Raw genomic sequence first — 19,452 nt, forward strand, 5'->3', positions numbered from 1 at the left:
TCTTACCTAGTATTCTTGCGCAGTGTCCAACGCTTCGTGTTCTTGATTATTCAGGCAATCAACGATGTCGGATTTGCGCGTATAGCCGATCATTGGGTCAGACAGTAACTCTATGGCCTTTTTTATATCAAACGAAGTTATTGCCTGATCAAGTGCTGCAAGTTGAGACTGTAGTTTTTTACTTGATGGTACGTGTTCACGGGCGGTTAGAATATGGGGGTGCACTGTATCTGAAATGTTGTCCCCTATCACCAATTCTTCCGTCATCTTCTCACCGGGCCGTAATCCTGTGAAAGCAATTTCAATTTCCCCATGAGGATTTTCCGTGTTTTTGACAGTCCTGCCTGATAATTCGATCATTCTGTGAGCAAGATCCGAGATCTTTACCTTATCGCCCATTTCCAAAACAAAAACGTCGCCGCCTGTAGCAAGACTGCCAGCTTGAATGACCAACAAGGCTGCTTCTGGAATGGTCATAAAATAGCGAGTGACATCCGGATGGGTGATGGTTACAGGGCCACCATTGTTGATCTGTTCCAAGAATAAAGGCACAACGGAGCCTGAAGATCCCAAAACATTCCCAAAACGCACCATGGTTAAGATGGTATTGTCTGATCGTTTGGCAATATCTTGAACGATCAATTCTGCAAAACGCTTGGTAGCCCCCATGATGTTTGTGGTGCGCACAGCTTTGTCCGTCGAGATCAGAATGAAACGCTCAACACCCAGTTTGATTGCGCATTCACAAACAGTTTTGGTACCAAAAACATTATTCCGGATACCGATCAGAATATTCTGCTCAACCAAAGGCACATGTTTGTAAGCGGCAGCATGGTAGATGGTTTGGATATTGAAAGTCGAAATGATTTTCTGAACGTGTGCCTGATCACAGACATTGCCCAAAATGGGTATGATTTCACATTCCAGATTCTTATTTCTCAAGTGATCATTAAGTTCACGTTCGATGCTATAGAGATTGAATTCGCTGGCCTCGAAGAGAACAAGCTTTCGGGGATTGTTATGAATGATCTGCCGACAAATCTCAGACCCGATGGAGCCACCAGCTCCGGTCACCATGACGGATTTGTTCAATAGGCTCGCAGTTATAAGTGTTTGGTCGGGCACAACTGCTTTGCGCCCCAACAAGTCCTTTATTTCCACTTTGCGCAAAGAGTCAATCCGGGCGCGGCCGGTAACAATTTCCGACATAGCCGGAACGGTTAATGCCTCGATATTGGCGTCAGCAAGCTTCTCGACAATGCGGTTTCTATCTTCAGGAGAAGCAGAGGGAAGCGCCAACAAAACATGTTTGATATCGAGGCTTTCAACGAGCCCTGTCAGGTCATCACTACTGAAAACCCGCAGTCCGTGGACAATGGAACCTTGCAGATTTTCGCTATCATCAATGTAAGCTACAGCCTTGTATTCTTCGCTGTCAGCCAGTGCAATTGCGAGCTGAACACCTGCTCCACCCGCTCCATAGATTGCGACACTTTGTTTGTTGAGCAAGTGTGTCAAAACCCAGCGATAATAATATCGGTAAAAATAGCGAGTGCTGGCGACAAAAGCCGTGCAAACAAAAGCGAACAGGATGGGCACGGAGCGGGGCATGATTGGGTCCACAACAAAGAAGCCGAGAACCATAATGCACAAGCTCAAAAGCGCGATGGACTTGAGAATGAGAACCAGCGTATGCGACCCGATATAGCGCAGCACAGAGCGGTAAATATGAAAATGGGTGAATATTGCAACACCGGCAAGAGACGCAAAGGGAAACACCCACCAATGTGTAACCATACGTTCCCAAGGCCACCATTCCGCCAGACGTAGAACATAGGCACACCATAAACACACTGGAATAAAAATAGCATCAATCACCATCATGATGACGCGTTTCCATGTCCTTGGAATGCCAGTCAGAATGGCATGTAATTCTCGATGTTTGATAGACATTGATCCTTTAGAACACCATACCTTCGCCATTGTAGGCTTACGCCAATTGGTTCTATATCCTGCTTGTAATTTATCAAAATGGGGGCCGAATTCATTTCTCTTAATACAATATGATTTTGAAATATACTCTTTAAATGGACGCTTTGTATCTGGCAGTGATTTTTACAAGCTTGCAGAGCATCAAGGTTCCATTTTTGAGACCTGCTGTAGAGTTAATTGAGTTTATAGGCTTTCGAGATTTAGAGGATGAAGTTCTGCTTGCTTTCGATAAATCACTTCCGGTTGGTGAATTATGACTGCATGCTAACAAGGATCTCGAAAAATGATTTCGATTTTGGTCAAAATGATCGAATGGTGAATCCAAAACTAGATTTGACACTAGCTCCTCTTGTTGTGTAGGTACATTCAATGAATAATCATAAACTGATCGTCGTCTCGAATTTGGCTTCTATCAGTCTACTATCTCAGAAAATATTATTAAGATGACCTTGTCTGCTAGTAAGCCTATATACATAAAATATTTTATATATATGTGGATTTTTTCGGTTAGTGTCTTTACGTTGCTGGGTAATGCTGCTTCTGACATTTGGCTTAGCATGACTATCGTTATTTTTTTGCTTTATTGTTATGTAGAAAAAGAATGGTTTTGGCTTAGAAAAACTTGGTTTCAAGTTTCTTTTGTTTTTTGGATATGGTTGATTGTTACATCTCTTATATCTCAGTGGCCAGGAAGTTCTCTAGAAGATTCCGCAGCATGGATCCGTTTTCCACTTTTTGCTATTGCACTTCCTATTTTATTATCGCGGCACCCCAAAGCTCGAAACTTTTTTTTAGCAGGATTGATCGTCAGTCTTGCTGTTCTTTTGATTGTTTTGGTTCAGGAAAGGATAAATAACCCTGATGCGGAAAGACTCTATGGAACTTGGGGGCAAAGCACGAAATCAGGTTGGCTAGTGTTGGGGTTTGGTTTGCCAGTTTCGATCTGGGCTTTGAGTGAGGTGCGTAAAAAACCACGTACCGTGCTGTGGGCAGTTCCCATGGTCGCCTTAATTTATGCAACTGCTATCCTGACTGGTGAGATTTACATTACGTTGGCGCTCACACTTGGTGTGTCGCTCTTTCTAATTTTCAGTCAATCTAGTTTTAAGCTACTTCTTTCTGTTGGCACTTTGGGGATTGTGGGTATATTCACTATCTTTCAATTGGTTCCCCAAGTTGCTCAGCGTTTTCAATATTCTCTTACCCATCGTTTGCCATGGTTAGAAGGTAGTGACTATTATGTTCCTTGGTCTCGTGGTTTGGAGATATTTCAGCGTAATCCTATTATAGGAATAGGCCCAAAAAACCACGAAAGTTACTGTAACTTCATATCCGAAATTGCTAGCATGAGTACAACGGCATGCTATCCTCATCCTCATCAACTGTATATCCAAACAGCGTCTGAAACAGGGCTTATTGGCCTGACTATATTTCTTTTGATGATTTTTGCTCTTTTCTCGGAGCTTTTGAGGGGAAAAAATTGGCGCGCTCTTTCACTATCCACCACGAGTGCCCTTTGCCTTCTAATAACAGTTTTGTGGCCAATCTCTACCTATTCTCATGCATTTGGGCAGCATAAGAACTTTTTCACTTGGCTCGCGATTGCTTGGGCATTGTCGCTTGTCGCATCTGACTCTAATAGAGTTAATGTTGGAAAGTCGTGATTGATGCATACATTTTGAGCAATCAATACCGCGTCGTCATGCGATAGCCGCGACCGTAAGACATTTGGGCGAAGGTGATTGGCATACCCTTCAGCCAGGTTACGCGTTCGGAGAGGAAGTGCGGCTCGCCTTTATACATCGAGAGAAACCTTGCAAGGCGCTCGTCAACGGCGCTGGCAGAAAAGCTGATCTCTGCGTCTGAGAATGGAAGTTCTGAGACAAGCCACTCATTGGGGCTGATGGTCGAGAAATCAACGTCCAGAATTTGTGGGGCGGCGGCCACATTGATCCAGCGGTCTTCGAACTGGAAGGGGGCATTGTTGGCGTAATGCATGCATTCGATATGCAGCACCTTGTCCTCATCACCCAATCCAATCTGTGCGCGGAGCCAGTCAGGAGCAACCTCGACAGATCGGCTGATGAAAGCATAGCGATAGGTTGCGCCAAGCGCCTCGATTTCGGAACGAACCAGTGGGATTTCAAACTTTGCATGACGAACTGGAGCGATATTGACCCGTGTTCCAGCCTTGCGTTTGCGATCAATGATGCCTTCTTCGGCCAGCTCGCGCATGGCGCGGTTGACCGTGGCGCGGGCACAGCCAAACTCTTCGGCCAGCTCAATCTCACCAGGCATCAGGGAGCCTGGTGCCCAGATCCGGTTATGAATCCTGTTGAGGATTTCGTTCTTCACATCGCGGTAGCTGATTTTCTCGCCTGACAGCATGGGTCCTCAAATTTTGTTGCATCCTTGAGGATTGACCTCTGATGGTGCTGTTCGTTTGCTCCATTATATGGTTTCTTTGCGCCAATTGAACAGACATATTCCTGATTAAGTTGAGATCATCATCCCATGGACTGCATCCGGCCAGAACAATTCACAACCACGCCTTGGAAGAATGGTGGCGGAATTACCCATGAAATCGCCAAATATGAGTTGGATGGAGCCATGCTGTGGCGGCTCAGTCTTGCCGAGGTTACTCGCTCTGGGCCTTTCTCCATTTTTCCCGGTCTGGATCGCGTACTCTATAGTGTTGGGGATACGGGAATGAAGCTTTATTTTCAGGAAGGTAGCCCGAGAGAACCATTGATAACCGGCAGGCTTTATCCCACCTGTTTTGCAGGGGATGTAGTCATTGATGGGCAAATGGAGAAGGGTGCGAAGCTGGTTGAGAATTTCAATCTGATCTATGATCGCGCGAGACTTTGCATCAAAGCAAGCGGATCGAAAGAGGGATCAGATTGGTTTTCCATGCTTGCAGATGTGCCAGAGGAAGCAGTTATTCGGACAGGTCAACCGGTCAGACATATTCTTTATTGTCTGAAGGGCTCCATTGGCCCGCTTGCTGCGCGAGAGGTAGGGCTCTTCACTCATCTGGCTAAAACTCCCGAGATCAGCCAAGGCGCAGAAGCCATACTCCTGCGCCTTGAAGTGACTGGATCTTAAGCCAACAGATCTGTTACGGCTTTGCGATAGTTGCTCATGATTGCTTCGCGAGCAATATGCTGGCCGCATCTGACCATATGGCGACCGGCGGACCAGACGTCCCTGATTACATTGTCACCTGCAGCAAAAGTCAGACCATCAAGCAATTGATCAGGGGTGAGGGCGCAGAGAGCCATATCCTGACTATCAATGGCGACCAGATCAGCAAGCATTCCAACGTCAATGATGCCTGCTTTGCGACCCAGAGCTTGTGCACCGCCAATGGCGGCTTTTCTATAGAGGTCTTCGCCAACTGAACCTTCACCATCAATCAGAACATTGCGCGAGAAATCCCGCAGGCGCTGGGAATATTCCAGCGTGCGCAATTCTTCGGTCAAAGAGATGCGGACGTTGGAATCTGATCCGACACCAAAGGCGCCTTTTTCTAGCCAATAAAGCGGTCCGTTGAAAGGACCATCGCCCAGATTGGCTTCCGTGATTGGGCAAAGGCCTGCCACAGCACCGGAGCGGGCAAGGTCAATGGTTTCCTGATCTGTCATATGAGTGGCATGGATCAAGCACCAGCGTTCATCAACGTCAATATTGGCAAGGAGCCATTCAATCGGGCGGTGACCAAGCCAAGCCTTCACATCTTCCACTTCCTTTGGTTGTTCAGAAATATGGATGTGGACCGGTCCGCTTGCATGATTTGCCAGCACTTGTCTCAAATCTTCCGGGCAGGAGGCACGCAGGCTATGGGGGGCTATGCCGATGCGGGCATCCTGATCCAGCGATGCGAGGCCAGCTTTTGCTTCCTCGACCAGACGTATGAAGCGCTCCACATCATTGCCAAAGCGCATTTGTCCACCGGCAAGATCCTGCTTTCCTGCGCCACCATAGCTATAGAGCACTGGTAGATGAGTGAGGCCAATGCCGCTTTGCTCGGCTGCGGCCATAACGCTCAAAGACATCTGTGCCAGATTGTCGTAAGGGCTGCCGTCTGGTTGGTGGTGGACATAATGGAATTCGCCGACGCTGGCATAACCAGCTTCAAGCATTTCCATATAGACAAGGGATGCGATTGCTTCCACATGGTCGGGCGATAGCTTGCCCAAAAAGCGATACATCAGCTGTCGCCAGGTCCAAAAAGAGTCGCGTCCCTTGGCGGCATGTTCCGTCATACCTGCCATGGCGCGCTGAAAGGCATGACTGTGCAGGTTGGCGAGCGATGGCAGCAAAATATCGACCGAGCTATCCCCAGCTACTTTTGGGCTATTTGGCGTGATGGACGTGATTGATCCATCAGTCAGTTCAAGCCTTACATTCTGCGCCCAGCCACTTGCCAGATAAGCCTGATTGGCGAAAATTGCCACCATTGCCGAAATCCTTTTGTCTAGACATAGATAATATATGTCGCAATTTTGTATAGACATGAAAATTATATTATCATACAACTGAAGTACAAGAGCAAAAGCGGTGAAAAATCGTATCTGTTAAGTTTAATAGGAAATGTGAGGCTTATGGGAGAGACAGCACGCATTTTGCGCAATGGGGCGATAGCTACCATGCAGCAGGGCGAAGATGCCTACGGTCTGATTGACAAGGGCGCTTTGGTGATTGAAGGCAATAGGATTGCCTGGGTAGGGGCAGAAGCTGATTTGCCGGATGTGTATGCAGATCTTTATGCCGAGGATCTGCAAGGCCGCTTGGTCACACCTGCATTGATCGATTGCCATACTCACATTGTGCATGGTGGGGATCGTGCGCGCGAGTTCGAAATGCGCCTGAATGGTGCAAGCTATGAAGAGATTGCCAGAGCAGGTGGTGGCATTATTTCCACTGTGAGGGCAACGCGAGAGGCAAGCGAAGAGCAGTTGCTAGCCGATGCTCTGCCCCGCGTTGATACCCTGATTGGTGAAGGTGTCACTCTGCTGGAGATCAAATCCGGTTATGGGCTGGATATGGAAACCGAGCTGCGTATGTTGCGTGTTGCTCGCCGGATAGCTGATGAACGTCCTGTCGAAGTCCGGACCTCATTCCTTGGCGCTCATGCCGTTCCTGCAGAATATAAAGATCGAGCTGACGCCTATATAGATAAGGTCTGCATCCCCGCTCTGCGTCAGGCGCATGCTGAGGGGCTGGTTGATGCGGTAGATGGCTTTTGTGAGGGCATTGCTTTTGATGTTGCGCAGATGGAGCGGGTCTTTATCGAGGCCAAGTCTTTAGGTCTTCCCGTCAAACTCCATGCCGAGCAATTGTCCAATCTCGGTGGCACAAAATTGGCTGCTGACTATGGTGCTCTCTCCTCTGATCATATCGAATATCTCGATGAAGATGGTGTAAAAGCCATGGCCGGTGCCGGTGCCGTCGCTGTGTTGTTGCCTGGCGCTTTCTATTGCCTGCGCGAGACACAGGTTCCGCCGATTGCGCTATTGCGCGAGCATGAAGTTCCGATGGCGCTGGCAACGGATATCAATCCTGGTTCCTCTCCGATCAACAGCCTGCTTCTGACCATGAATATGGGCTGCACGCTCTTTCGTATGACGCCAGAAGAAGCTTTGGCTGGCACCAGCCGCAATGCGGCCAAGGCATTGGGGCTGAATGATCGTGGTATCTTGAGCGCAGATATGCGGGCGGATCTCGCTATCTGGGATGTGAAACACCCTGCCGAGCTTTCCTATCGCATTGGTTTCAATCCGCTACATAGCCGTATCTTTGGAGGGCGCTCATGAGCCAGTCTAACTCTCCTTTTGCCAAAAGCCTTGAGCTCACGCCCGGCGCAGTAACGCTGGAGCAATTGGCCGATATCTATTGGTCTGAATGCTCTGTCACGTTGTCACGTGATTGTAAGCCTGCAGTTGAGCGTGCGGCTGGCAAGCTCCATGATGCGGCGATGGGTAATGATGCTGTCTATGGCGTCAATACTGGCTTTGGCAAACTGGCCAGCCTGAAAATTCCACCAGAAGACACTGCCACTTTGCAGCGTAATCTGATTATTTCTCATTGTTGCGGTGTTGGTGAGCCGATCAGCCGCCGTATGGCGCGACTTGTGATGGTGCTAAAGCTTCTATCCCTGGGGCGTGGAGCTTCCGGTGTGCGATGGGAGTTGATTGAACAGATCGAAGCCATGCTGGCCAAGGGCGTGACACCGGTGATCCCGTCGCAAGGCTCTGTTGGCGCGTCCGGCGATTTGGCGCCGTTGGCTCATATGACGGCGACTGTCATTGGAGAAGGGCAGGCCGAGATCGGTGGCGAAGTGCTCTCGAGCCGTGATGCGCTGGCCAAAGCTGGATTGGAACCTATCGCTCTTGGCCCCAAGGAAGGTCTGGCTTTCATCAATGGCACGCAATTCTCGACTGCCTTTGCGCTGGCTGGTCTGTTCAAGGCTTGGCGGTCCGCCAGCGCAGCTCTTGTGACATCGGCCCTTTCGACCGACGCCATCATGGGCTCAACCGCGCCCTTGCAGCCCGAAATTCACTCGCTTCGTGGCCACAAGGGGCAGATTGAAGCCGCCAATGTGATGCGTGAGATCTTGGCTGGATCTGATATTCGCGAAAGTCATCGTGAAGGTGATACGCGCGTGCAGGATCCCTACTGTATCCGCTGTCAGCCTCAAGTAACCGGTGCTGCGATGGATGTGCTTCGCCAGGCAGCTGCTACGTTGGAGATTGAGGCCAATGCCGCGACAGACAATCCTCTGGTATTGACCGAGGCTGATCGCATTGTTTCTGGTGGCAATTTCCATGCAGAGCCGGTTGGCTTTGCTGCTGACATGATTGCGTTGGCGGTTTCTGAAATCGGTGCCATTGCCCAGCGGCGGATTGCACTGATGGTGGATCCGGCTTTGTCTTTCGATCTTCCACCTTTCTTGACGCCAAAACCGGGGTTGAATTCAGGTTATATGATTGCCGAAGTCACAACGGCCGCCTTGATGAGTGAGAACAAGCATCTTGCCAATCCATGTGTGACCGATAGCACCCCAACCAGTGCCAATCAGGAAGATCATGTTTCCATGGCTGCCCATGGAGCCTTCCGTCTAGGCAAGATGGTGGACAATCTCAATCACATTCTGGGTGTTGAGCTGCTTTGTTCTGCGCAAGGCGTTGAATTCCGGGCTCCTTTGGCAACCAGTCCTGCCCTTAAAAAGGTGATTGCGCATCTGCGTCTCTCAGTGCCGAGTTTGGAAGATGATCGCTATCTGGCACCTGAGTTGGAGGTTGCGGCCAGACTGATTGCCAACGACGCAGTTTCCGGTTCTAGCGAAATTCAAATGCCAATTCTGTAGGGATGACAGACATGACAGTCTTTGATGTGATTGAAGGGCATAGCCCCATCATCCTTGGCCAGCCTCATGGTGGCACGTATGTGCCAGATGACTTGCTTGCCCGCATGAATGATGTCGGCAATGTATTGGAAGATACGGATTGGCATATCACTAAGCTTTATGACGGCTTGCTGGATGGCACAACGGTCGTGAAATCCAACATCCACCGCTATGTGATTGATTGCAATCGTGATCCGGCAGGTGTTTCGCTCTATCCGGGTCAAAATACGACCACTCTGTGTCCGACTACCAGTTTTGATGGTGTTAATATCTGGCTTGATGGTCAGGCGCCAAGTGAAGATGAAATATTGGAGCGTCGCGCTCTGTATCATGTGCCTTATCATAAGGCGCTTGAGGAGCAGATCAGCCGCGTCAAAGCCAAACATGGCTATGCCATACTCTATGATTGCCATTCTATTCGTTCAAATATTCCATTTCTGTTTGAAGGCGAGTTACCGATCTTTTCCATTGGCACAAATCTGGGTGCAACTTGTGATGCGCGGATTGAGGCCATCGTCAAGAAAGTCTGCTTCTCTGATGACGCTAAAGCCAGCGGTTTTGACGCTGTGCTGAATGGTCGCTTCAAAGGGGGATGGACGACACGTCACTATGGCCAGCCCGATCAAGGTGTTCACGCCATTCAGATGGAGCTGGCACAGCGCGCTTACATGCTGGAACAGGCCCCATGGTCGTACCTGCCGGATGTTGCCAACAAGGTTCGGCAACCGCTTTCTCAAATTCTCAACCAGATCAATGATCTCGCTCGCTCGGACGCATTGCAGCCAGACGCTTGACGGCGCAAGGAGTTTTAAAAATGTCTGATAATCTCGATCGTAAAAACAGCCGTGATATTTATCCGCCGACCGGCACAGAGCTAAATGCCAAAAGTTGGCTCACCGAAGCGCCTCTGCGCATGTTGATGAACAATCTGCATCCTGATGTGGCTGAAAATCCCCATGAATTGGTGGTTTATGGCGGCATTGGCCGTGCGGCCCGCACATGGAAAGATTTTGACTGCATGGCGGCAACGCTGAAGGAACTGGAAGCTGATGAGACCATGGTGGTTCAGTCTGGTCGTCCTGTGGCTGTTGTCAAAACCCACAAGGATGCACCGCGGGTTCTGATTGCCAACTCCAATATCGTTCCCCATTGGGCCAATTGGGATCACTTCAATGAGCTCGATAAGAAGGGCTTGATGATGTATGGCCAGATGACCGCTGGTTCCTGGATCTATATCGGTTCTCAAGGCATTGTGCAGGGAACCTATGAAACCTTTGCCGAGGCGGGTCGTCAGCATTTTGATGGCGATCTGAAAGGCAAATGGATTCTGACTGGTGGTCTCGGTGGCATGGGTGGAGCACAGCCTTTGGCCGCCGTGATGGCTGGAGCTTGCTGTTTGGCCGTTGAATGCAATGAAGCTTCCATCGATTTTCGTCTTCGCACAAAATATGTCGATGAAAAAGCTGACAACCTTGATGAAGCACTGGAAATGATTGATCGCTGGACCAAGGCAGGCGAAGCCAAGTCCGTGGGTCTTCTGGGCAATGCAGCGGATATCTTCCCGGAACTTGTCAAGCGTGGTGTCCGTCCGGATATCGTCACCGACCAGACCTCAGCTCATGATCCAATCAATGGCTATCTGCCGCAGGGATGGACCATGGGTGAGTGGATCGCCAAACGTGAAAGTGCGCCGAAGGACGTTGAAAAAGCTGCCCGTGCCTCGATGAAAGTGCATGTTCAGGCAATGGTTGATTTCTGGAATGCTGGTGTTCCAACGCTTGATTATGGCAACAACATTCGTCAGATGGCGTTGGAAGAAGGGCTGGAAGATGCATTTGCTTTCCCAGGTTTCGTCCCAGCCTATATCCGTCCACTCTTCTGCAAGGGTGTCGGGCCATTCCGCTGGGCAGCTTTGTCCGGTGATCCGGAAGATATTTACAAGACCGATCAGAAGGTCAAGGAAATCCTGCCAGATAACAAGCATCTGCATAATTGGCTGGACATGGCGCGAGAGCGTATTTCCTTCCAAGGCCTGCCTGCCCGTATTTGCTGGGTTGGCCTTGGTGATCGTCATCGCCTTGGCCTGGCCTTCAACGAGATGGTCAAGAATGGTGAACTGAAGGCACCAATCGTGATTGGTCGTGACCATCTGGATTCAGGCTCGGTTGCTTCGCCAAACCGGGAAACGGAATCCATGAAGGATGGATCAGACGCGGTCTCCGACTGGCCATTGCTGAATGCCTTGGTCAATACCGCTTCTGGGGCAACTTGGGTGTCGCTTCATCACGGTGGTGGCGTTGGCATGGGGTTCTCGCAACATGCAGGTGTGGTCATTTGTGCAGATGGCACCGACGATGCCGCTGCTCGCCTTGAGCGAGTGCTATGGAATGATCCTGCCTCTGGCGTGTGGCGTCACGCTGATGCTGGCTATCAGGAAGCGATTGACTGTGCTCGCGAGAAGGGACTTCGCTTGCCAACGATCTTGGGGAATTAAGGAACAGTACCAATAGGTTATTGCCTTAATTCTATGCAATTCAGCGCCTCTCGATGGTTGAAATATGTTCATTGAGGGGCGCGCCTCACAAGGGCGGGGAAGAACAGCATCTTATGCCGCTTCATCGCCTTGACAGAAAATTATGGACAGACATAATAAAATAATAACAATCAATATATCCCTGCTGCCAATCTGTTCTGTTGCGGCTCGGGGCTCCTACGGCTTGGCGTGCTGCTCTCTTCTTCGCTCGCCATCTTTTCCAGATTTTCAGGTCAGTACCTGAAAACATGTTTCATATCTTCAATCCAGTTGGGGAGGTTTCCATGGATAGACGTTCATTTCTAAAAGCCGGTCTTGCAGGTAGTGCAGCCACAGGCGCAGCTTTGGCGACACCTGCCTTGGCCAGCGGCAAAATCAAATGGAATATGGTCACTGCCTGGCCAAAGAACCTTCCTGGCCCCGGTGTTGCTGCGCAGATGCTGGCAGACCGTATTGGCATTCTCTCAGGTGGCCGCATTGAGGTGAAGCTTCATGCCGCAGGTGAGCTGGTTCCAGGCCGTGGTGTATTCGACGCCGTCGGTGAAGGCACCGCTGAGCTTTATCACGCAGTGCCTGCTTATTGGGGTTCCAAATCCAAAGGTATTTTGCTGTTCGGTTCCCAGCCATTTGGACTTTTGGCGGATGAGCAATTTGGTTGGATGGCCCATGGTGGCGGTCAGGCACTCTATGACGAAATGTATGCGCGCTTTGACCTGAAACCTTTCCTTTGTGGTAACTCTGGTCCACAAATGGGTGGTTGGTTCCGTGAAGAAATCAAAAGCGCTGATGATCTCAAAGGTTTGAAATTCCGTACAACAGGCCTTGCATCTGAGATGTGCTCAAAAATGGGTATGGCAGTTCAGGCCATGGGTGGCCGCGATATGTTCCAGGCTTTGCAGTCTGGTGCGCTGGATGCGGGTGAATTCATTGGTCCATGGACTGACAGTGCTCTTGGCTTTTATCAGGTTGCGAAAAACTATTATTGGCCAGGTGTTGGCGAGCCATCTTCTGCTGAAGAATGTGGTGTGAATGCCAAGGTCTATAATGACCTGCCGGATGATCTGAAAAATGCCGTCTCCATGGCATGTGAGAGCCTTTATAACCCGGTCTGGACCGAGTATACCACCAAGCATGCTCTGGCACTGCAAAAACTGGTTGCCGAGCAAGGTGTTCAGCTGCGCGAGATGCCAGAAGATGTGATCATGGCCATGGGCAAAGCTGCAGGTGAAGTGATTGCGGAGTTGCGCGAAGACGAAGATGAGTTGGTCAAGCGCATCACCGAGAGCTTTGTTGCTTACCGTGATAGCGTTGGCGCATACAAGTCCAAGGCTGACAATGGTCAGATGAACGCACGTGCCAAGGTTCTTGGTCTTTAAGAACCGGGTCAACAAGAGATTGTGATCTCTTCATAAAATTTGCCATCCCGTACAAGGATCAAATCTTGTGCGGGATGGTCTTTATCACCGGTGTGATCCAATCTAGGCTAAGATTGATAAGTCTCCCCCACATAGGCCCTTGGCCTAAGCTAGTCCGAGGGCTGTGATGGAAAAATTTGCCTCATATCTCGACCAGATAAATCGCAGCGTCGGAATGACCGCGCGCTGGTTTGCGCTTGCCATGGTCCTGCTGCAATTTGGTGTGGTGCTGCTGCGCTATGTTTTTGGTTTTTCGTCCATCGCGCTGAATGAAAGTGTCTTGTATCTGCATTCAGCTCTCTTCATGCTCGGCGCTGGTTATACCCTTCTGATCGATGATCACGTGCGGGTGGATATCTTCTATTCCGGTCTTGGCCGTCCCGGAAAGGCGCGAATTGACGCTTTTGGCCATAGTCTGCTGTTGTTGCCTTCCATGGCGGCGTTGCTTTACTGGTCCTGGCCGTCGGTCCGCAACAGCTGGGCCATATGGGAGGGACCACTCTCCGTGGGTGGCATACCGGCTCTCTGGTTGATGAAAAGTCTGATCCCGGCCTTTTGTATCCTTCTCATCATTCAATCTCTGGCCTGCCTTTTGCGCCAGCTCATCACGTTAAAAGTATCTGACAATCATTCGGAAGAAGGCCCGGCAGTATGATTGAATATCTGGACCTCTTGATGTTTGCGGCCTTGATGGGCTGCATTCTGCTCGGCTTTCCTGTGTCCTTTTCCATTGCAGGCGTCGCCGTTGTCTTTGCCTATCTCGGCTGGGCTGCGGGCGAAATGAACATCGCCTTGTTGGGAGGCTTGGGACAACGTGTCTTTGGCATTCTCACCAATGATGTCTTGATCGCTATTCCGCTTTTCGTGCTTATGGGCGTGGTGCTGGAGCGCTCGCGGATTGCTGAAGAGCTGCTCGATACCATGGGCCGCCTGTTTAATCAGGTGCGTGGTGGATTGGGTATTTCCGTTGTTCTGGTTGGTGCCTTGCTCGCTGCCTCCACCGGAATTGTCGGCGCAACAGTGATTGCCATGGGCATGATTGCGCTGCCGACCATGTTACGCACGGGATATAACACCTCCCTTGCTTCCGGTATCGTCTGTACCTCCGGCACCTTGGGGCAGATTATTCCTCCATCCACTTTGCTGATTATTCTCTCAGATGTGATGTCATCGGCCTATCAGCAGGCGCAATATGAGCAGGGTAAATTCACTATCGAGACCATCTCGGTCGGGCAGATCTTTGCCGGAGCCCTGATGCCGGGTCTGACGTTGGTCGGGATTTATATTCTCTATATCCTCATTCGTGGCTTCTTTCGTCCGCAAGACATGCCGCCAGCTCCAGCCTTGGAAACCCCTCCGAGCCGGGCCGAGATTGCCGCCGCCATAGCTCCGCCAATCATGCTGATCATTGCTGTCCTCGGAGCTATCCTTGGCGGTATTGCGACCCCAACAGAAGCAGCTTCTGTTGGTGCTATTGGGGCCATTCTGCTAGCTGGTATCAAGCAAGGGGCAAGCAAAAAGCTGATGCTTGGCGGAATTTTCTCACTGCTGATTTTGGCTATTGCTGCGGGTGTTGCGCCCGTTCGTCTTCAGCGCAGCGATGTGACCATCGCAGACTATATGCTTGGGGGTGCTTATGTCACTCTGGCGCTCGTTGGGGGCTGGGCTATTCTACGTGCCCTGCTGTTATCCTACAAAAAAGAAGTGTTGGCTTCTGCTTTGACGTCGACCATGACGGTCACGGCAATGATCTTTGCCACGATCTTGACGGCTTCGATTTTCTCGCTGGTCTTTGTTGGCTTGGGAGGTGATGATCGTGTGGCCGAAATTCTTCAGGCTATGCCAGGTGGCCCAATTGGCGCGCTGATCTTCTGTATGATCCTGATTTTCATCCTTGGCTTCTTTCTGGATTTTGTCGAGATCACGGTGATCCTGCTGCCACTGATCGCACCGGTTCTGATCATCATGGGACATGACCCGGTCTGGTTAGCGGTATTGATTGCAATCAATCTGCAAACAAGCTTCCTGACACCACCCTTTGGCTTTTCGCTCTTTTACTTGCGAGGTGCGGCGCCACCGGAAGTTACCACCATGCATATCTATAAAGGCGTGGCACCCTTCATCCTGCTGCAAATTGTGGCCGTGATCCTGATCTGGTTCATCCCCCAAATCGCCACCTGGTTACCTAAATTAGTGTTTTAAAGCAGGGCAGGTGCGAATTTTGATATATTTTGCACCCGGGATTGAATTGTGAATAATCGTGTAAACGGATTTCTGACCTTCGGGCAGTGCTCCATCACTGGAAGTTACACTTCATTTTCTTTCATAAACGTCCTTGTAACGAGTAATATCGTCTTCTCCAAGATAGGTGCCGGTCTGGATCTCTATCAAGACCATCGGTATTTTCCCTGGATTTTCGAGCCGGTGAATTTCGCCCAACGGAATATAGACAGACTGATTTTCACTCACCAATTGCTCATTTTGGCCGATCGTGACTTTGGCTGTTCCTTCGACCACAATCCAGTGTTCTGAGCGGTGAAAATGGCTTTGCAAACTCAATGAGCCACCGGGTTTTACCACGATGCGTTTGACCTGAAATCGATCAGCTAACACGAGTGTCTCAAACCAGCCCCAAGGACGATGGTCGACCGGAAAAGTTTCTGCTTGTCGAATGGTTTTCTGTTTCAGGGTCTTAACTGCTGTTTTAACATCTTGCGCTTTGTCCTTATTCGCAATCAGAACTGCGTCAGGCATAGCAACAGCTATTAGATTTTCGAGACCTATCCCCACTAGGGTCAATCCCTCGTTTTCCGATCGAAGCAATGTATCTTTGCAGTCAATGGCCGTTGTATTTCCAGACAATGCTACACGGTTTTCATCTTGTTCACTTTCTCGCCAGACCGCATCCCAACCACCAAGGTCGGACCAGCCAGAAGAGAAAGGAACAACAGATAATTTATCTGCTTTTTCCATTACGGCATAATCAATTGAAATATCTTCAGCTTCCGCCCAGGCTGCCGGATCAAGCCGCAGAAAGCCAAGGTCTGGTTTTCCGTTCTGGATGGATTGCTCTACAGGGGTCAGAAGCTGCGGGCAAGACGTGCGGAATGCCTCGATGATTGTTTTCACCTTGAACAGGAATATGCCAGCATTCCAGAGAAAATTGCCAGATGCCAGCATCTTGTCTGCCGATTGTCGATCGGGCTTTTCAATGAATCTTGATAAGGGAATTGTACGGCTGTATTCACTGTCAATTTTTTCTGACAATTCCAGATATCCATATCCGGTTTCCGGATAAGTGGGTGTAATGCCGAACGTAACCAGATGTCCGGCATTTGCAGCTTCAATACTCACTGAGATGGCTTTGTGAAATGCAGCTACATCTGGAACGATATGATCGCTTGGTGCAATCAGCATCAGTGCTTCAGGATCATCTTTTTGCAACCAGAGGGCAGCCGCCAGAATGGCTGGTGCCGTGTTGCGGCTCTCTGGTTCAATCAGGATGGCAGATGGATCAATCCCGATTTCGGATAATTGTTCCGTCACTATAAATCTGAAATCGGAACTTGTCAGGATTACCGGCTTGCCAAACTGCTCGCCTGATAAGCGTTGAGCAGAGGATTGAAACATCGTTTCCTGACCCATAAGCCTCGCAAATTGTTTTGGATAGCTCTTGCGGGAAAGTGGCCAGAGGCGTGTTCCGGATCCACCACACAAAAGGATGGGTATAATCTTGTTTTCAACCGTCATAACAATAACTCAGCATCCCATGATGTGCATATGTCGCTTTCTCACATGGCCCATCGTGATGGCCTGACTGATTGGTCGTAAGACGCTCTGGCTGATATTTCAGATCGTCGGATGAGAAATCATACGGCCACAACTTTCACCAGAAAACCCGCCCCTTTACAAGACAGAAGACCATTTTCTCCAAATTTGTTCTCCGTTGGTGATGAGGGCGGCTTGTCAACATTGATACGCAAGACATCTTTTGCAAGCACTGAAAAGCGCTCATGACTCTTAAATCCAGTGTTGGTTTTGCAAGAATAGTTGCAGCTATTCTTGCAAAACTGGTTTATATAGTCCGTCGTTTTATGTGTGCAAAATATTCGAGATCCAGCCTTTTGACCAAGACAATCATACATCTGACAAGCAATAACGATCTAAAGAGCTTCATACGTCAGACCCCGGCCGGGGATGGCATATGGGATGACTATCAGTTTGATTTTGTCAATGGCAGGCATGACGCAGACTGGCTGATTGCGTTCGATGAACCTCATCGAGAATGCCAGACCAATCTCCCGAAATCACGCCGTATCCTGTTTCGCACCGAGCCTCAAAGTATCAAATTTTATTCTGCTGATTTTTTGAATCAGTTCGGAACGATTGTTGCGATTGATGCCAACCCATCTTTTCACGGCACCACCATTCTCTCTCAAACGGCTCTTCCATGGATGTATGGTCTTGACTTTTCAAATCCCGGCAAGGCTCTTCAATGGGATGCGTTGAGGACAAATCGGCCCCATACTGCCAAAGGAGAGATTTCTGTCGTTTGCTCAACCAAAAATATGAACATCAATCAGAGCCGCCGTATCCGGTTTTTGGGTCTATTGAAAGAAGCATTGGGCGAACGTCTGACAATTTATGGTCGGGGTTTTGAGCAGATTGCTGACAAGAAGGAAGCGATCGATGGATTTCGCTATCATCTTGTGCTGGAAAATAATCTTCTCACTGATGGCTGGACAGAGAAGCTGGCTGATCCCATTCTGGGGGGAGTATTCCCAATCAGTGCTGGGGCACCCAATCTGAACGACTATTTCGACCCGCAGGGATTTGCCAGTATTGATATCACCAAGCCCAAACAGGCTGTGGCTCAGGTTCTGAACATTCTCGAACAGGATCGTGCCGCTCTGGCTGGCGCGGCAATGGCTGAGAATAGAAGGCGCCTCATGTTTGAATATAACATGTTCCCGCTCTGTTGTAAGATAATTGAACAACTTCAGCAGGAACAGGAAACAAGTATCTTGCGCCCGAGTGAAATATATTCGTTTCACCCGAACATCAAACCCGCATGGAAAAAACTGCTTGCCATTCCAAAGCCTTTGCGCCCAATGGCGCGCAAGCTCTATCTTTCTCTGACAGAGACGCAATAATGAGTGATTATGCAATGGCTGAGCATCCAGACTATGACAAGATCATTGTCACCAAATTGCAAGGCGGTCTGGGGAATATCCTGTTTCAATATATTGCCGGTTTGTCATTGGCGCGTAAGCGTGATTGTGCGCTTTTTTGTGCACAGGATGGGGGCGTTATTCATCAATCGGGTTTGGAGCTCGTTGGTATCAATCCCAACTACCTTGATTTGCCGGCGGACTTGATGCGGCGCGCAAGGCGTAAAAAAGATCGCAGACTGAGCGAGCATTTCAAAAGTCGCTTGAGCCTGTGGCCCCTAAAACCGGTGTCAGAACCACATTTTCACTATTGGCCAGGCTTTGAAGATTTGCCGACAGGTATTCTGCTGTCCGGATATTGGCAGAGTTGCCGGTATTTTGATCTTTTTAAACACGAACTGAATGACATCATCAATCTGGAAGCGATTGTGCAGACATGTGATCCGGCTCTACTAGATACAATAACATGCAACAACACAGTTTCGGTCCATATCCGCCGTGGCGATTTCAGCAAAGATCCAACAGCGCTTTCGGTTCATGGCATTGTGGAAGAAGACTATTACGATTGCGCTCGAGCCTTGCTGGATCGAGAGGTCCAGCCCGATCTTTATTGTGTTTTTTCCGATGCTCCCGAGACGGCAAAGGAAATGTTGGCGCATTGGGATAAGACATTATTCATTGAAGGGAACAGTCAGCAGCAAGATCTGGCCTTGATGAGCTTGTGTCACCATAACATCATTGCGAATAGCAGTTTCAGCTGGTGGGGAGCCATGCTAAACAGACATTCGAAAAAGAATGTCTGTGCACCGAAGGCCTGGTTTACCCCTCATGCTCTGCAAACCCGTTCAACAGCAGATTTGTTTCCCGGGGACTGGAACGTAATCTGAAACCTCAGGATCATTGGCGCAGACAGAAGAAGAAATGCGAGCC

Annotated in this window: 15 protein-coding genes; 11 read left to right on the plus strand and 4 right to left on the minus strand. The window is 49.5% G+C overall.

The window, feature by feature from the left end; genetic code table 11:
• Positions 1–6 precede the first annotated feature (6 nt).
• Positions 7–1,953, minus strand: a complete 1,947-nt coding sequence (locus CRO57_RS16235) for a polysaccharide biosynthesis protein (RefSeq protein WP_210200906.1) — start codon at positions 1,951–1,953, stop codon at positions 7–9.
• Positions 1,954–2,435: 482 nt separating this feature from the next.
• Here CRO57_RS16235 and CRO57_RS16240 point away from each other — a divergent pair, with 482 nt between their 5' ends.
• Positions 2,436–3,656, plus strand: a complete 1,221-nt coding sequence (locus tag CRO57_RS16240; protein WP_097154546.1) for an O-antigen ligase family protein — start codon at positions 2,436–2,438, stop codon at positions 3,654–3,656.
• Between the two features lie 22 nt (positions 3,657–3,678).
• On the opposite strand, the gene CRO57_RS16245 is transcribed toward CRO57_RS16240, so the two are convergent.
• Entirely contained in the window at positions 3,679–4,380 is a 702-nt protein-coding gene (locus tag CRO57_RS16245) for a histidine utilization transcriptional repressor HutC (protein WP_097154547.1), read from the minus strand.
• 126 nt (positions 4,381–4,506) lie between these two features.
• Here CRO57_RS16245 and CRO57_RS16250 point away from each other — a divergent pair, with 126 nt between their 5' ends.
• Positions 4,507–5,100, plus strand: a complete 594-nt coding sequence (locus tag CRO57_RS16250) for a HutD/Ves family protein (RefSeq protein WP_097154548.1) — start codon at positions 4,507–4,509, stop codon at positions 5,098–5,100.
• Here CRO57_RS16250 and CRO57_RS16255 read toward each other — a convergent pair.
• Positions 5,097–6,455, minus strand: coding sequence for a formimidoylglutamate deiminase (locus CRO57_RS16255; protein WP_097154549.1), 1,359 nt, complete (start codon positions 6,453–6,455; stop codon positions 5,097–5,099). The two genes, CRO57_RS16250 and CRO57_RS16255, sit on opposite strands and share 4 nt — an antisense overlap.
• Before the next feature lie 144 nt (positions 6,456–6,599).
• Here CRO57_RS16255 and hutI point away from each other — a divergent pair, with 144 nt between their 5' ends.
• From hutI to CRO57_RS16290, 7 genes are all read left to right on the plus strand, one after another.
• On the plus strand, positions 6,600–7,811 hold the full coding sequence (gene hutI, locus CRO57_RS16260) for an imidazolonepropionase (RefSeq protein ID WP_097154550.1): 1,212 nt from the start codon (positions 6,600–6,602) through the stop codon (positions 7,809–7,811).
• Positions 7,808–9,364 (plus strand): histidine ammonia-lyase, encoded by a 1,557-nt coding sequence (gene hutH, locus CRO57_RS16265; protein ID WP_097154551.1) that lies wholly within the window; start codon positions 7,808–7,810, stop codon positions 9,362–9,364. The genes hutI and hutH overlap by 4 nt, the downstream gene beginning before the upstream one ends.
• An 11-nt stretch (positions 9,365–9,375) precedes the next feature.
• Positions 9,376–10,197 carry an N-formylglutamate deformylase gene (hutG, locus tag CRO57_RS16270; RefSeq protein ID WP_097154822.1) on the plus strand — a complete coding sequence of 274 codons (822 nt, stop codon included), beginning with the start codon at positions 9,376–9,378 and terminating at the stop codon, positions 10,195–10,197.
• A 20-nt stretch (positions 10,198–10,217) separates the two neighbouring features.
• Positions 10,218–11,897 (plus strand): urocanate hydratase, encoded by a 1,680-nt coding sequence (gene hutU, locus CRO57_RS16275; protein WP_097154552.1) that lies wholly within the window; start codon positions 10,218–10,220, stop codon positions 11,895–11,897.
• Between the two features lie 323 nt (positions 11,898–12,220).
• Positions 12,221–13,312 carry a TRAP transporter substrate-binding protein gene (locus CRO57_RS16280; protein ID WP_097154823.1) on the plus strand — a complete coding sequence of 364 codons (1,092 nt, stop codon included), beginning with the start codon at positions 12,221–12,223 and terminating at the stop codon, positions 13,310–13,312.
• Positions 13,313–13,478: 166 nt separating this feature from the next.
• Entirely contained in the window at positions 13,479–14,006 is a 528-nt protein-coding gene (locus tag CRO57_RS16285; protein WP_097154553.1) for a TRAP transporter small permease subunit, read from the plus strand.
• Entirely contained in the window at positions 14,003–15,553 is a 1,551-nt protein-coding gene (locus CRO57_RS16290; protein WP_170956145.1) for a TRAP transporter large permease, read from the plus strand. The genes CRO57_RS16285 and CRO57_RS16290 overlap by 4 nt, the downstream gene beginning before the upstream one ends.
• Positions 15,554–15,664: 111 nt before the next feature.
• Here the strand turns inward: CRO57_RS16290 and CRO57_RS16295 are convergent, their stop codons facing one another.
• On the minus strand, positions 15,665–17,101 hold the full coding sequence (locus CRO57_RS16295; protein ID WP_097154554.1) for a mannose-1-phosphate guanylyltransferase/mannose-6-phosphate isomerase: 1,437 nt from the start codon (positions 17,099–17,101) through the stop codon (positions 15,665–15,667).
• 263 nt (positions 17,102–17,364) lie between these two features.
• Between CRO57_RS16295 and CRO57_RS16300 the strand changes: the two genes are divergently transcribed.
• A complete protein-coding gene (locus tag CRO57_RS16300) occupies positions 17,365–18,504 on the plus strand; it encodes a glycosyltransferase family 10 domain-containing protein (RefSeq protein WP_097154555.1) in 1,140 nt (379 codons plus the stop codon).
• Entirely contained in the window at positions 18,504–19,409 is a 906-nt protein-coding gene (locus tag CRO57_RS16305) for an alpha-1,2-fucosyltransferase (RefSeq protein WP_170956146.1), read from the plus strand. The genes CRO57_RS16300 and CRO57_RS16305 overlap by 1 nt, the downstream gene beginning before the upstream one ends.
• Positions 19,410–19,452 lie beyond the last annotated feature (43 nt).

The sequence above is a fragment of the Cohaesibacter gelatinilyticus genome (genome assembly GCF_900215605.1).
Lineage (GTDB): Bacteria > Pseudomonadota > Alphaproteobacteria > Rhizobiales > Cohaesibacteraceae > Cohaesibacter > Cohaesibacter gelatinilyticus.